The following is a 15,588-nucleotide window of genomic DNA, read 5'->3' as shown; positions in this document are numbered from 1 at the left end:
GCCAGCAGGCCAGCAGGGCGTTAGCGGGGCCACATGACAAGCTTACCTGTCTGGGTCCATTCGGAACGATCGGCGGATGATATCGCATACCAACCGGTGGGCGATAGCGAGCAGGCGCGTGCAGCGCGGCTGATCAGTCCTGAGACCGCCCAGAACTTCCTGCACGCGCGCAATGTGATGCGCAAGCTGGTGGCCGATGAGTGCGGACTCGCGGCCGATGAGGTGCAGCTTCGTGCCTATGACGATGCTCGTTCATCGGTGAAGGGCATTGATAAGATTAGTGTTTCCTGGTCACGATCAGGTCCGCACGCCTTCGCAGCCCTGCTGCGCGACGGACGCGTCGGGGCGGATATCGAACAGCTGCGGCCGCTGAATACCGGACCAGTTTTGCAGATGATTGCAAACGAGGACGAGCGCCGCGTCCTGGAGACGCTGGGCAATGGTGATGCGGCGCTTTGCGGTTTCTACCGCCTCTGGTGCGCCAAGGAAGCGGTACTGAAATGGCGGGGAAAAGGCCTTCGCGGCGGGCCGAAATCCGTCGTGGTGCCGGGGCCTTTCATATCCGGCGAGAAACCAGACATGGATTTTGAAGAGGCGGGCCGGCAAGTGCACCTGAAGGCCATACAGCCTTCAGATGACTGGGTCGCTGTGCTGGCCTTCAGCGGCTGAAAACGGATTTGAACATCCAGCCAGCAAGCGACTTGCCGCTGGTGTGACGCTCATCGCGCATGTCGAACACCATCAGCGCGACCGTTCCGAAGGGCGCTGCCTCAATGCCTTCCTTCATCACGTCGAAGCCCATCGAGGCGTAGAATTCCCGCATGCTTGGCTCGGCCAGGATTGCGATGTAGCGGCGGTTTTCCTGCGCGACGAAGTCGAGGATGGCGCGCATGACAGGGCCGAGGGTCTTGGAGCCGCGCCGATCGGGAGCGGTGACGAGCTTGGACACGATAACCGCCCCATGGTCCGGGCGGGGCAGGGCATGACGAAGATCAAAAACCGAAAATCTTTCAGGGGCCTGCAGCGGATCAACTGGGATGACCTGCGCGCTGGAGACAAGCTCTGCGCCATCGAAAAGCGCGAAGGTGACACCGAGCGTATCGGTCTCGTCATAGAGCATGCGCGCTTCGTGGTCGGCGCCTTTCATGGCGAACTGCTTTTCGGCGCAATAGACCCTGTAGCGCAGGTGCTGAACCAGCGGGCGCGTGCGATCATCCACCACGATCAGTTCGATATTACTCATACGCATCATCCATGACGGCCCATGCGCGGGCTTTGGAATCGAAGCGCAAAGCGTAACGGTGGCGGCCATCCGGTCCAATGGCGAATGGCGGCTCGTAGCGGACTTTGCGCGGGTGGATCCCCCATTTACGGGCGAAATGTTCCTTCACGGCGACGGCCCGGACGAGCTCGCTGCCGGTTAGTCCTTCGCAGCCCCAGGCGGTGGCGACGGTGCCGGGCAGCCAGTCGCAGGCGATGACATCGGCGGGGGAAAGCCGCGTGCATGTCCCGTCAAAGCGGCTCAGCGGGGCGGGATGGTCGTTGCTGGCGCCCGTCAGAAAATCGCGCCGTTCCAGCGGGTTAAGCGTTGCAAGCGGGCCTTTCGGATAGGCCTTCTCGATCAGGTCGAGCCGTGCCCAGAGATCGCTCCCGAGGAAAGCCTCGATCGTCACGGGCAGGTCGCCGGTTGCCGGGTCGCGCTGGCCGGGGACGCCGCGGATGACGAGCGCTCCGGTCTCCGGCAGGTCAGAACAGATGATCAGGCGTTCGATGCGGACGGGATAGATCGCGCAATCCTCCACACCATCGAACCACACTTCCGGGCGCTCATGCGGCGGGCCATGGACCAGCGCATCGAGGATGACGGCGTCGAAGGCATCCCCCGGACTGGCGGCCAGCGACAGGTCCACCACCGCCTCGAATCCCCTGGCGTCACGGCGCATTTCGGTGACCGGCCTGAGGCCGGGCCCATGAAAAAGATCGGCTGTTTCATACGGGTCGGGCAGTGGTTTTCCGTGATCAGCCTCGAGCAGGCGCGGGGCAGACGGACGGGTGCGGCCGACAATTGTTCCAGAGGAGAGAATGCGGAAAGCCTGGTCGGGCTGGTCTGCATCCCGCCCCCTGAGCCGCGCAGCGCCATCCGCGCCAACATGGGCTTCGACAAACAGGCCAGCCTCCGTCACATTCGCCCACTGGCGAGGCGAAAAGCCATTGATTTCAATGGGGTAGGATTTGACGTTCCTTGTCCAGGCTTGCCGCAGCAGCATGCCGGCCTGTGAGAGAAGCGGAAGGGCCGGGACTGTATGGGTTGGGCGATGGGCACCGACCCAGGCCGGATAGGAGGGTCTTAAAACAGTACAATTCCGGTATGATTCCAGTCTGGTTCTGGCGCGAAGGCGGACGCTCATGCCGCGCATCTCGTAAATCCGCAGACCATCGACCCAGAGAGATCCCGTCCCGAGGATGATCGTCTCTTCATCCCCCGTTTCGACCCTGTCGATTTCCACGGTTGCCGTCACCTGTTTCGCCGTGGGTGTAACCTGGCCGCGATAGGTCCAGGTGACTTCTTCACCGGGCGCGATCGGTTCCCAGACGGGATGGTCGAAACGCTCCCCCAGCCCTTTCAGGTCACCGGCACGGGCGAGCAGCTGAACGAGCATGTCGAGGCCGAGAGAACCCGGCTGGACAGGATCGGAGAAGAAGTGCGCCCTGAAATACCACGCATACGGATCAACGCTCTGGCGCGCGCGGATGCGGCCGAGGCCGCTGGCCCCGCCGTCAGCCTCGAACCGGTCGATCAGGTCGAACAGGGCCAGCCGGCCGGACGAGACCGGCAGGCGGGTCGCTTCCTCGCTGGGCGGATCGGCCGGCGCGTCGAGGAAGGCCCGGGCCTCGTCGCTTGATTTCAGGCCCGCCTGTGCGGCGAGCGAGGCCTTGGTGAAGAATCCGAAGCTCGTCTCCAGCGACACCACGGGCGTTCCGTCGGCGAGCGTCGCCTCCAGCTCGAAGAAAACGATCGTCATCGGCCCGACGCGCGAGCAGCGGGTTAGTGTCGTCCGGGTGCGGATTGTCCCGTCGCCGGGTTTGATGTGCCGGGCCGTTGTGCCCCTGCCGTCGAGGTTGCGGAACCGCGTTTCGCCTGAAAGGGCAAAGCCTGAATAGGAGGCCAGCCAGCCGCAGGGCTGCAGGATGACCTCGGTCAGCACCGAGAAGGGCATCGTGCCCGAACCGCCGTCGAGGAAGTACCAGGCGTCGGGCGGCACATCGTATTCGGCAATCGCCGTCAGCCCGGCTTTCTGCTGGCCGGACGGGCCTGTGACAGAGAGGACGCGGCTGACCATGTGGTAGGGCGGTTGAGGCAAGCGTGGCACGGCGCCGCGCGTGTCGAATGGCGCATACATCGAGCCGAAGGCGTTGCTTGGTGCACCGGAGCCGCATTCGATCATGGCCGCCTCGTCACCGCGCACATCGCACTCGTCATTGACGTAGTGCGGGATGTTGGCCGCCTTTTTCATCTGCGGCCAGGCGCGGCGCAGGCGTACGCCAAAGCGCGGGCAGTAGAACACTTTCCGACCATCGGACCGTGCCAGAAGGCTTGCGAAAACAACAGGTTCTTCGCCATCGATCACCTCGTCCACAAAGACCTCATAGGTCACGTCATGGTCGGCATCGGGGATCACCTGGCCGCGGCAATAGAAGGTTGCCGCCTCGCCGGGCATGGGCTCGAAGACATGGCTGTCGCGGTCGATGGTCAGGCCCATGGCGGCGGCGGTGAATTCCAGCGCCTGTACGGCGGCTTCGGCCATCAGCGTGCCCGGCATGCAGGGGTCTTCATGGAAATGCCCGTCATAGAACCAGGCGTCCTTAGGGACCGATTGGTCCGCTTTGAGGTAACCGCGCTCCCACGGCCCGCCCTCCGGCTCGAAGGTCTCGACTGTGTCGAACAGGGCAAGCCGGCCACCCGGCAGGCGGGCTGGCCGGGTCTGCGGCGCGGCGCGCTCGAAGCCATCACCGAAGCAGCGGAAGGTATCGCCGGCACGAAAGGCCGCCACATCGGCGGCGCTGAAGGTGCGTTTCGCGCTCGGGGCCGTCCGGTCCAGAACGGGGTCTGCCGTTGGTGCTCCGTCGGTGCCGGCATCCCAGAGCACGCCCTTCGAATTGGCCAGTTCCTCATCAGTGAAGAAGCCGGCCTGGCCGTTGCGGACGGACAGCACCAGCCGGTCATCGGCATAGCCGTCATATTCGAAGAAGAACATGCGAACGCCAGAGAGTTCCGCATGCCCCTTGATCGATATCTGGAAGCGGACCGTTTCGCCGACCTTTGGCAGGCCGCCCTCATGGAAGGTCAGCTCGCAGCCGAGCAGGCGGTAAACGCGGTCCGAACAGTTCAGCATGTCCGCGCCCATCCATGAGATGAGGGCGAGATCCGCCTGTCCGGCCTCGATCAGTGGGCCGGGGCGCAGGCGCCCATCGCTGACGGCCCAGTGACCCGCGGTGACGTCGGTTTCGGTCCAGATCGTGCCCTTGCCCTGCACCAGCGCTTCGGCGTCGATGCCGGTAATCCGGTCGCAGAGCAGCAGCGGCGGGCGCGGCATGCGCACCTGCCTGCGGAACCCGTCCTGCGCTGCGAACTGGTCGCCGAAGACCTCGGAGATATTGCCCGCTGCGGCCTGTTCCAGCTCGGCGCGTGAGAAGGCAGGGCCGGTTGGCGTGCGGCGCTCAAGCGGTTGGACCGGGCGTTTTGCGACCGGTGCAGGCTTGGGGGCCACGCGGCGTAGCGGCGCGCGGTCTGGCCGGTCGAGGACCGCCGTCCCGGCGCCGCCTGCCGGGCGCGGAGCGGTCCAGTCTGTGCCGGGTGCAGGCGGCAGCACGCGGCCTGTCATGGGTTTGACCGGCGGCGGCATGAAGGGCTTCAGCGCTGTCTTTGGTGCGAGCGGCAGTTGCCTCTGGCCACCCCGCCGCCTGGGCAGGACAGGTGCGGTCGGATGCGCCGGGAAGGTCAACTCGTCTAACGCCTTTGTCCGAAGACGGATGGCATTGTTGCGGGCATCGCTGAGGCGCGTTTTCAGCCAGTCTATGTCGACACCATGCCCGGCAGCGAAGACCGTCGCCGCAACGGCTGCGATGTCGTTCTGCGCGGGCTGGCCGAACCGGTCCATGGCGACGGCCTGAACGCCCTCACCCAGCGTCTCGCGGATGGCGCCGGTCAGCGTGTCGCGCGGGCCGATCTCGATGAATGTTCGCACGCCGTCCGCATGGGCCTGCGCAAGCGTCTTCGGGAAGTTGACCTCCGCAACGGCCTGCCCGGTCAGCATGTCTGCGACCATGTCCGCGTCAGGCGTGTAGGCGCCATTGATTGCGTTGGCATAGAATCGCACGCCCTTCGGCGCCTTCGTCCTGCGATGGTGCAGCCGGCGCCAGGTCTGCTCGTAAGAAGCCATCATCGGCGTATGCACGACAAGGTCATGCGGCACGCGGATGGCCTGTCCGCCGAGCTGTTTCAGCACGCGCTGGCAGGCGCCCGCATCGCCGGCGATGACGCCGTCGCTCGGGCTGTAGAGGATGGTGAGGTCGCAGCGCGGCTCGCTCGCGAGGGCCGCACGGAAATCACGCTCGGCGGCGCGGACGCGCCACGTCTCCCAATGAACCGGTGCGTCATCCTTCCAGGCCGCCTGCGCTGTTTTGAAGGCGCCGGCGAGATCGTCGGTGTACATGCCGCTCTCGCCAATCGTGCCCATCAGCCCGTCGGCATCGGCCCACGCCCCGAAGGCGATGAGCGAATTGGTCTCGCCGGAGGAAAGCCCCATCGCAACGGATGGCTTCATGCCAAGCAGCCTGGTCAGCAAGAGATGCTGGGCCTGGGAGATCAGCGTGGTGGCGCGCAGCTGGTCGTAGGCGGGCGCGAGGTCGCTGGCGAGCAGGCGGGCAACATGCTGCGCAGCCGGGAACTTCGCCGTCATCATGGGGCCAAGCTCGGGGACACCGGCAAACAGGCCCTGACCCATTCCGGAATAGGCCGCCGCTGCGCCGGTAAAGACGAAGGCGAGATCGCCAGCCGGCTTGCCCGCGCCATAATGTATGCCATCGCCAGACGGGTCGTGCCCAGCCTTGAGAGCGGCAATAGCCTTGCTGCGCTGGTCGGCGAGGGCTGTTTCATCGTTTGCGATCAAGGCGATGCGGCACGCTCCCGATGTGCCCTGTTGGCCAATATCTATTGCCTTGGCCAGCGCTTCAGGCGTCGCGGCGCCATAGGTTTCCAGCAGCGGTGCCGGGCGCAGCAGGTCGGGGGCGGGCTTGGGGCTCGCCTTGAGCTTGAGCTTGCCGCCGGACAGCTCGATGCCGCGTGCGTCGCGGTAGAGTTCCGGGGCAAGGCCGTCGCTCTCCAGCCGGTGGCCGCGCGCGGCGAGTTCCGTTTCCACGGCCAGCCGCGCAAGCCCGCCTGCTGCATGTGAATGGCCGTAGAGCCGCTCGAGCAAAGTGTCCGGGGCCGGTTTGCCGGTGAGCTTGAGCGCCTTGAGGGTGACACCGTCCGCTTCGCCAACGCGTTTCAGGATCAGCGCCGCCGCCGCGTCTCCGCCGCTCTCGCCTGTGGCCGCTTCGTGCACCGGGTCCGCCGAGAGGTCGGCCGCAGCGACAATCGCGGCATCGATCTCTCCCGCCTCAAGCGCCCGCATGGCCAGCTCCAGCGCGCGCAGGCCGGAGGCCTCTTCCTCCATCACGGCAAAGCCCTGGGCGCGCCAGTCGCCGCGTACATTGATGCGGTTGGCCGAGACATTCGGCATCGCGCCCAGCACGTCGCCAGCCTTGAGCGGCGGGGCGACGCCATTGCGCGCGGCATCCGTCTCCGGCGTCTGCGGGTCGAGGCCGAGCCGTTTGGCAATCCGCGCGCGCAGCATCCAGCGGGCCGCTTCCGGCGCGCAGGCAAAGCCGGTGAACACGCCGACGCGAGCGCCGTCTTCCAACGGATGGCGGGCGAGGGCTTCGTCGACGGCGTCATAGAGCGCAAGCTGCTGGCCTTGTGCCGCGCCAAGCTCTGACGGCGGTGTGCGCAGCGGCTTCGGACGAGCGGTCACCTCGGACATCGGCCCGCGCGGCTGCTTCGGTGGACGCGCGAGGCGTTGCAGCACCGCCGTCACACCCCGGTCAGGCCCCATGCAGAGGCCGGTGGCGCAGATCACGGCTTCGGTCTTTGCGGCCTTGCGCTTGCGGGCCTTCGGGCGCGTGCCGTCATCGGCGGCGAGGATCAGGTGGGCATTGTTGCCGCCAAAGCCGAAATTGCTGATGGCTGCGATGCGTGGGCGATCCTTGGGCCAGGCCGCTTTTTGCGCTGGCACCGTGGTCGAGCCGGCAAACCCGTCCAGCGCTTCGCCATCGAGCCGCGTTGGCGGGATGACGCTCTCATTGATCGCAAAGCTCATCTTGATCAGGCTGGCCAGGCCGGCGGCCGTGATGAGGTGGCCGAGATTGCCTTTCAGGGAGCCGATGGGCAGGCCTTCGACACCTGCAAAATGCTTCGCCGTCGCCATCAGCTCGACCTTGTCGCCCGTCGGCGTTCCGGTGGCATGGGCCTCGATGAGGCCGATGTCGCGGGACGGATCCAAGCCAGACATCGCCCATGCCGCCGCCATCGCTTCGGCCTGTCCGCCTTCATCCGGCGCGAGCAGCGATTTGCGGCGGCCATCATTGGAGAGGCCGATGCCGCGAATGACGCCGTGTATGGTCTCGCCAACCGTGCAGTCGGCCAGCCGTTTCAGGACGACAGCGGCGGCCCCTTCCGCCGGGACGAGGCCATCGGCGCCCTTGACGAAGGGCCGCGAGCGCCCGCTCGGGCTGAGCGCATTCAGCGCCGAGAAACCCTGGTGAAGGATGAGATTGTCGGCCCCGTTCACGGCTGCTGCCACCGCGACATCGAGCGAGCGATCCTGCAGCCGGTCGCAGGCGAGTTTCACCGCATAGAGTGAGGAGGCGCAGGCGGCATCGAGGGCGAAGGCCGGCCCCTTGGCGCCGAGGGCGCGGGCCAGCAGCCGGGCCGGTCCGCCCGTATTGAATCGGTTGAACGGGTCGATGCCGGACGTGCCGTTTTCCCAGACATCGCTCGCAAAATCGCTCAGCGCGCGGCTCGGATACCCGAGATTGCCGGCGATCACACCGAGCTTCTTTCGCTTCACTTTCGGCGCGCCGGCATCAGCCCAGGCCTCGTGTCCGGCATAGAGCAGCCACTGGAAAAGCGGATCGAGACCGGCGGCATCGATCTCGCCGAGGTCAAAGGCGGATGGGTCGAAGACGGTTTCGAAACCGGAGACGAACCCACCGCGATAGCCCATGGCCTGCTGCTCACTGTCGGTGACGCCCCATTTTCCGGGCGGTGCGGGCGAGAGCAGGTCGCGATTGTCGAGGACCGCGTCCCAGAGCGCGGCAGGCGACAGCGCGCCGGGCAGGGCGCAGCCCATGCCGACAATCGCGATCGGTTCGAAGTCCCGATCAGCCATGCGCGATCTCTGATCCGACGATCAGTTCGACCGGGCAGCTGCTACCGGCGAGCACCGCATCGGCGAAGAGCCGCGCACCAGCATCACGCGGGATGAGCGCCACGCCCATTTCGGCGAACTTCGCTTTCAGGCTGTCATCGACCATGCCGCCATCCCAAGGGCCCCAGCCGATCGAGGTGACCGCGGCATCCGGATGCGCAGCCTTCAGCCAGTGCGCCATCCGGTTCAGGATCTCATTGGCCATGGCGTAGTCGGCCTGTCCGGCATTGCCGTAGCGCGCAGCGACCGAGGAAAAGAAGGCGATGGTCTTCAGCTGGCCGGTGTCGAGCACGGACATGAGCGCCTCGAGCCCGGCAATCTTCGGTGCGAACACCGTTTCGACCTGCGCACGCGTCTTCTCGCGGATCAGCTTGTCGGCCAGCACGCCCGCGCCATGGACGAGGCCGGTGACGGGCCCAAGGGTCGACTGAGTATTGTCGAGGGCCGCCTTCAGCGCGGCCGGGTCAGCCACATCCGTTGGAACGTAAAGCGCCTGTCCGCCGGCCTGTTCGATGGCCGTCAGCGTGGCGCGGATTTCGGCGCCCGAGAGCAGGGCGCGGGCTTGCTTGTTCAGGGCAGCAGGCGAGACTTTCTCTCCCTTTGCCTTGGCGCGGGCAGCCAGCGCGCCGCGCAAGGCCTTCTCATCCAGGCCCGCTTCAAGATCGTCTGGCCAGGGCGTAATCGCCGAACGCCCGAGCAGGGCAAAGCGTGCTTTCGTCCGTGCCGCCAGTTCGATGATGCAGGTCGCCGTCACACCGCGCGCGCCGCCGGTCACCAGGATGACATCCTGCGGGCCGATCAGGCCGGGCCGGTTGCCGGGCAGTGTGAGCAGGCCATCGGTGGGGACCAGCCGGCCCTGCGCCGAGAGGCCGACGCAAGGCGCCGCACCACCACTCAGCAACTCCTCGATCAGCCTGTCCGCCGCCGGCTTCAGGCCGAGTCCGGAAATATCGATATCGATGGACCGGACCGTCGCCTTCGGGAATTCGCGCATGGCCGTGCGGGCAAGGCCTGTCAGGCCGCCGCGCCAGGCGCGATGGTCGAGCGGTTGGAAGGCTCCGCCTGTGTCCTGTAGGAGGACCAGCGTGCCACCGCGGGCTTCGAAGCGCTTCGCCTCGGCCGAGAGGGCTTCGAGCGCGCCAGCGTGGCAGTCGAAGGTGGCACCGGCAAGGCCGTGGGCCAGCACCAGCGCGTCTGCTTTTCCGGAGGGCGCTGTGACCTCGCGGACCACCAGTCCGGCTTCGAGCATGGCCTGGACGAAAGCCTGCCCAATCTCGGCGTCATTGCCGACATATTCGATCAGCCGCGCGTCGCGAAGACCGGGGGTTACCCGACCGATGGCGGCTTGCGGCTCATAGTTAACAGCGCGCAGTGCCAGCGCGTCCGCGGGCTTGGCAATGTCTGCGACGGGGCGGGCAGCGCGTTCAGGCGCCGGCGCGCCCCCTAGCCAAAAAAATCGGCGATTTTCCGGATCGACCGGAGCTCTGCAATCTGTTCGGGCTCGACTTCCGGCAGGTTCGGCATCGCCTCGCGCAGGGCTGAGAGGATTTCCACCTGCTTGATGGAATCCACGCCAAGCTCGCCTTCAAGGTCCATGTCGTCTTCCAGCATTTCAGGCGGATAGCCGGTCTTGTCGGCGATCAGGCTGCGGACCAGCTCGGCCATGTCGCCTTGCGGGGCCGCGGCGGGCGCGGGCGATGGCGCGGCAGGGGCTGCTGGCGCCTGGGCCGGCGCGGCGTGGTAACCATTGCCATTCCCGTTGCCATTGGTGTGGTGGCCGTTTCCATTGCCGTTGGGCGCAGGTGCGGCGGGGCTGCCGCCGCCGGGGGCGAGGAAATCGGCAATCTTGCGGATCGTGCGCAGCTCGGCGATCTGCTCAGGCTCGACTTCCGGCAGGTCCGGCATGCTCTCGCGCAGGGCCGAGAGGATTTCGACCTGCTTGATGGAGTCGACGCCAAGCTCGCCTTCTAGATCCATGTCGGGTTCGAGCATGTCGACTGGATAGCCGGTCTTCTCGGCGACGAGGGATGCGACGAGGCCGCTGAAGTCCTGCGCAGGCGCTGCGGCTTGCGGTGCCGGGGCGGCCGCGGCTGGTGCAGCGGGCGCCGGGGCGGGCTGAGGCGTAGGCGCCGGCGGTGTTGGTGCTGGCTCGGGCGCGGCCGCAGCAGGCGCTTGCGGCTGGGCCTGCGGGGCCGGCGTTGGAGCAGGCGCCGCAGCCGGGGCAGGCGGCGGTGCGAGCTGGCGGCGTTGCTGCGGGGCGTGCTCAATGAGTTGTCCCGCCGAGGCCGCGCCAAGGAGGCTTGCACTTGCCTGCAGGTATTGCGCATGAGCCGCACGCAGTGCCTCGATATAGTCGGCATGGGCCGCGGACATATTGGCATGGATGCGCTCTGCAGCGTCGCTGGCGGGAGATGTGGGCTGGGTCACGGTGGTGGCTCCTGAGGGAGAGTGTGTCGGTGTCTGCGGTGTAGCGGCCAGGTCGGGCGAGCCGGGCTGGCTGGGCTGCGGTGCGGGTCTGGAGACCGCTTCTGGCGAGGCGCGTGTTTCAGCCTGGGCGGGCTGTGGCCGGGCCGGATTGGGCGGTGGCAGGTCTGCAGCGCCGCCAGCGGGCGGATAGGGCTTCTTGTAGTTTGCGCCGGTCAGGTCGATTGCATGTTTCGAGCGCGGTGCGCGCGGCTGGGGCGGCGGCATGTTCGCAAACAGCGCCTTGAAGTCGACCTTGTGGCCAAGCACGGCAAGCCTTCCGAGACCGGCGAGGAAGGCGGCGAGCCCGTCGCCCTTGCGGTCATCCAGCGCGACGGCGTTGGCTTTGCCCGGCAGGATCTGCCCAACCAGCGCGGTGAGCACTGTGCCGGGGCCAGCCTCGACAAAGGTCGTCACGCCGTCTTCGGCCATCGCCTCGATAATGGAGCGGAAGCGGACCGGGCTCTCGATCTGTGTCGCCAGCACGTCGCGCTGCTTGGCATAGGCGAGCGGATAGCGCTTTGCCGACACGTTCGCATAGACCGGGAAGCGCGCCTTGGCGAAGTCGACCTTGTCCAGCGCCTTGCGGAACGGATCGACCGCGCCGGCGACAATCGGCGAATGGAAGGCCGAGGCGACCGGCAGGCGGCGCGCCTTGATCCCGGCGGCCTCGATCGCGACACGCGCCGCCTCGATGGCCTGCACGGGGCCGGAGAGGACAGTCTGGGTCGGCGCATTGTCATTGGCGATAACGACGTCCGGATGGCTTTCCAGGATGGGCGCGAGGGTCTCTGCGGCAGCCTGGGTGGCGAGCATTGCGCCTTCATTAGACGCAGCAGCCTTCGCCATCAGGCTGGCGCGCTTGTGGGCGATTGTGAGTGCGTCTTTCGTACTGAGCGTGCCGGCCGCCTGCAGCGCCATGATCTCGCCGAAGCTGTGGCCGGCGGCCATGTCGGGGCTGACCCCGGCCTTGTCGAGCACGGCGAGCACGGCCAGCGATGCGGCGGCGAGGGCAGGCTGCGCGTTTTCCATCGCGGTCAGCCGGTCGGCCTGCTCGACGGCGGCTTCGGGCGTGAACGCCGAGGGCGGGAAGGCGAGATTGTGCAGCGCCTGCTTGCCGGTTTTCTTGTGGCTGGCGGCCATGTCCCAGGCGGCGCGTGCTTCGGGGAAGGCGAGCGCAAGATCCCGGCCCATGCCGACATACTGGCTACCCTGGCCGGGCATCAGGAAGGCCAGCTTGCCCGGCTTTGCAGCAGAAAGTGAGACGCTGACCCCCTTTGGAAGCGGCGCCTTTTCGGCCTGTCCCGAGCTGATTAGCCAGGCGAGCTTTCCGGCCTTCTCGGCATAATCCTCATTGTCGCTCGCGACGATGGCGGCGCGGCAGGCTGCGTCCGGATCGAAGGCGGCGTGCGTCTCCGTAGCGATGATGGCGAGGTCTTCCTCATGCTCGAGGCGCTGGGCCACGGCTTCGAGGCCGGCTTCGAGGCTGGCCGGTGTATCGCCGGAAATCATGAAGAGTTCAGATGACAGGGTGCGCTCGGGCAGCGCGGCATTCGGCCCGTCATACTCTTCAAGGGTGATATGGAAGTTCGAGCCGCCAAAGCCGAATGAGCTGACGGCGGCGCGGCGCTTGTGGTCCGATTTACGAACCCAGGGGCGCAGCTCGCGGTTGGCATAGAAGGGCGAGCCAGCCAGCGCCGGGGCGGGTGCGTCGATCTTCAGTGTTGGCGGATAGGCCTTGCGGTTGAGTGCCATTACGGTCTTCACCAGGCTGGCCGAACCGGCGGCCGCCTTGGTATGGCCGATCTGCGACTTCACAGAGCCGATGGCGCACCAGGGCTCATCGACCGCCTCGCCATCCGGCGAGAAGACGAGTTTCAACCCGGCAAGCTCCGCCGCATCCCCGGCCTTGGTGCCGGTGCCATGCGCTTCGACAAGCTCCACGGTTCGTGGATCGTACCCAGCCTGCTCGTAGGCCCGGCGCAGCGCCCTGGCCTGGCCCTCGGGCAGCGGGGCATAGATCGCGGTGGCGCGCCCGTCCGAACCGGCGCCAATCCCCTTGATGACGGCATGGATGCGGTTGCCATCGCGCTCGGCATCTTCCAGCCGGCGCAGGGCGAGAATGCCGATCCCTTCGCCCAGCATCGTGCCGTCGGCCTTGTCCGAGAACGGCCGGCAGTCTTCGGTGGGCGACAGGGCCGGCGTCTTGGAAAAGCACATATACATCAGGATGTCGTTCAGCGTGTCGACGCCGCCGGCGAGCACCATGTCACTGTCACCCGCATGCAGCTCATGCAGCGCGACCTGCACCGCTGACAGAGATGAGGCGCAGGCTGCATCGGTCACATAGTTTGCCCCGCCAAGATCCATCCGGTTAGCGATGCGTCCGGCGACGACATTGCCGAGCAGGCCCGGAAAGGTGCTTTCCTTCCACTCGGAGAAATTGGACTCGATCCGGCTGGCAATATCCTGGACCTGGTCTTCCGGCAGGCCAGCTTCGCGCAGGCCCTTGATCCAGGCTGGCCGCTGCAGGCGCCCGGACATGTGGCCGACAAGCTCGGTCGCCGAGGCGACGCCCAGCACGCAGCTGGTGCGCGAGCGGTCGATGACGCCGTTCGATGCGGCTTCGGCTTCATCCAGCGCCTGCTGGGCCACGATCAGCGCCAGAAGCTGGGCGGTATCTGTTGCCTCGATCTGGTTCGGTGGAATGCCGAAGGCGAGCGGGTCGAACCCCTTGGGCGAAAGGAAGCCGCCGCGCCGGCCATAGGTGCGGTCCTTCGTGCGCGGGTCAGCGTCGTAATAGTCCTCGATCAGCCAATGGGTCGGCGGAACCGGCCCCAGCGTGTCGACGCCCTCGGCGATATCGCGCCAGAATCCGAGCGTATCACCGCGTCCCGGAAACATGGCGCCCATTCCGACTATCGCGATATCGGCGGGCTTCTTGCTCATGCTGCTCATTCTGACCAGCCTCTCACTAATCAAAGGTTACTCAAATAGGCCTGCCTGGTAACTAAATGCTGACGCAGGCACATCGTGTCCGGTGGCGCGCAAGCCTTGCATCCTCGTTAGATGCGCCGCGCCATCCAGCAGGTTCCAGGCAATCTGGCGGACCGTCCGGTTCTCCAGCGGATCGAGCGGTGTGCCCTTCACCCACTCGTTGAACGCGCCCATGGCCGGGCCGCACCAGATCTGGAAGTCGCGAAGCCGCGCCGTCTTGCCGTCGCGGGCCCATTGCGCCCCGAAGAAGAGATAGCGGCGGAAGACAAGCGCCATCTGGCGGCGCGGGTCTGCTTCGGCGAGCGCCAGTTCCCTGGGATTGGCGCCCTGCATATAGGCTTTCGTTCGTGCCCAGGCGGCCTCGAAACTTTCACCGAGCGCAGTCTCTACAAATTTCCGTTCGTTCGGCGTGCACGCCTCGAAGCCTGCGCGCGTCTTGTAGATTTCCCACATCCGCTTGCCGCGCATCGCGAAGAGCGTACCGCGCTTGAGAACCTGTACTTCGACGCCCTGTTCGAACATGTCAGCGGCGGGCGCCATGGCGACGTCGGCCGGGCCGGCCTCGGCGAGCAGCTTGCGGCCCGCCAGCGACAGGCCGGACTCGACGGCAGCCTGATTGACCGAGCCGGTAAGAATGTAGGCCGCGCCCATCTGGAAAGCGGCGGCGGCCGCCCATGGCGTGCCGATGCCGCCGGCCAGGCCGATCCGGATATCGTTCGCGGATAGCCCATGTTCGGCGCAGACGTCTTCGCGCGTGCGTAGAAGTGACGAGAAGAGCGGCCCGGCAGGGCGGTTGTCGGTATGACCGCCGCTATCGGATTCGCCGGTGATGTCGGCCGCGACAGGGACCTGGCGGGCGAGGTCGACCTGCTCGGCCGTGATGTCGCCGGCTGCGGCGAGGTCCTGCAGCAGCTTGCTTGGTGCAGGCGCCATGAAGTGTTTCGCGACCTCAGCGCGCGACACCTTGGCGAAAACATGCGTCGACCGGGCGATGCGGCCATCGGCGCCGCGCGAAAGCCCGCGCGCACTGTAGCGGACGATCTCTTTCGACAAGGTCATGAAGGCGGATGCCGAGACGCGGGTCACGGCGCGCTCAAGAAATAGATCGACAACGGCGCGCTCATAACCGGGCTGCTGCGGCGAGTGGATGAGATTGGCGCCCCAGGCGGACGCGCCCTTGCCGAGGCCGGCTTCAATCTCGTCAAGGCCGGCGGCAATTGTCTCTGGCCGGAGGCCAGCGCTGCCATAAAAGCCGACAAGCCCGGCCCTGACGGCTTCTACGACCATGTGCGGGGTCGCGATTCCGCGCGCCATTTCGCCGACGACATAGGCAAAGCGGCTACCATGCTGGCGGGTGAAGGTTGGGTCTCCGAGCCACTCCGGGTGAACGGTGTAGGGGCCCGTCATGGCGGCGTCTTCAGCAAATGCGCGCCTGCCTTCAACCTTGCCGGTTGAGCCTTCTTTTCCCGAATGAAGTGACGGTGAGCTGATCACGTGACTTCGATTCCCCTTCTGGTTGCAAACCTATGCTGTTTTGCTGCTGCATAGCAATGCAAATTCCGCACAAGTACGGGCGGGCAGCGCCCAACTGCCGCATTTT

6 protein-coding genes are annotated in these 15,588 nt (G+C 66.4%); 1 reads left to right on the top strand and 5 read right to left on the bottom strand.

What is annotated here, in order from left to right; translation table 11 throughout:
• The first annotated feature begins 33 nt into the window (after window positions 1-33).
• A complete protein-coding gene (locus D1227_RS08980; RefSeq protein WP_119377413.1) occupies window positions 34-669 on the top strand; it encodes a 4'-phosphopantetheinyl transferase family protein in 636 nt (211 codons plus the stop codon).
• Here D1227_RS08980 and D1227_RS08975 read toward each other — a convergent pair.
• From D1227_RS08975 to D1227_RS08950, 5 genes are all read right to left on the bottom strand, one after another.
• Window positions 659-1,243 (bottom strand): N-acyl amino acid synthase FeeM domain-containing protein, encoded by a 585-nt coding sequence (locus D1227_RS08975; RefSeq protein WP_119377412.1) that lies wholly within the window; start codon window positions 1,241-1,243, stop codon window positions 659-661. The two genes, D1227_RS08980 and D1227_RS08975, sit on opposite strands and share 11 nt — an antisense overlap.
• Window positions 1,236-8,489: a beta-ketoacyl synthase N-terminal-like domain-containing protein gene (locus tag D1227_RS08970; protein ID WP_119377411.1), complete on the bottom strand. Its 7,254-nt coding sequence runs from the start codon at window positions 8,487-8,489 to the stop codon at window positions 1,236-1,238. The genes D1227_RS08975 and D1227_RS08970 overlap by 8 nt, the downstream gene beginning before the upstream one ends.
• Window positions 8,482-9,777, bottom strand: coding sequence for an SDR family NAD(P)-dependent oxidoreductase (locus tag D1227_RS08965; protein WP_147372877.1), 1,296 nt, complete (start codon window positions 9,775-9,777; stop codon window positions 8,482-8,484). Before D1227_RS08965 ends, D1227_RS08970 begins: the two co-directional genes overlap by 8 nt.
• Before the next feature lie 194 nt (window positions 9,778-9,971).
• Window positions 9,972-13,940, bottom strand: coding sequence for a type I polyketide synthase (locus D1227_RS08955; RefSeq protein ID WP_158586611.1), 3,969 nt, complete (start codon window positions 13,938-13,940; stop codon window positions 9,972-9,974).
• Between the two features lie 36 nt (window positions 13,941-13,976).
• Window positions 13,977-15,395 carry a PfaD family polyunsaturated fatty acid/polyketide biosynthesis protein gene (locus D1227_RS08950; RefSeq protein WP_119404560.1) on the bottom strand — a complete coding sequence of 473 codons (1,419 nt, stop codon included), beginning with the start codon at window positions 15,393-15,395 and terminating at the stop codon, window positions 13,977-13,979.
• Window positions 15,396-15,588: the final 193 nt, after the last annotated feature.

It is taken from the genome of Henriciella mobilis (assembly GCF_003576315.1).
GTDB lineage: Bacteria > Pseudomonadota > Alphaproteobacteria > Caulobacterales > Hyphomonadaceae > Henriciella > Henriciella mobilis.
Note: the sequence above shows the minus strand (reverse complement) of the source record. Positions and strands in the feature narration are given on the sequence as shown.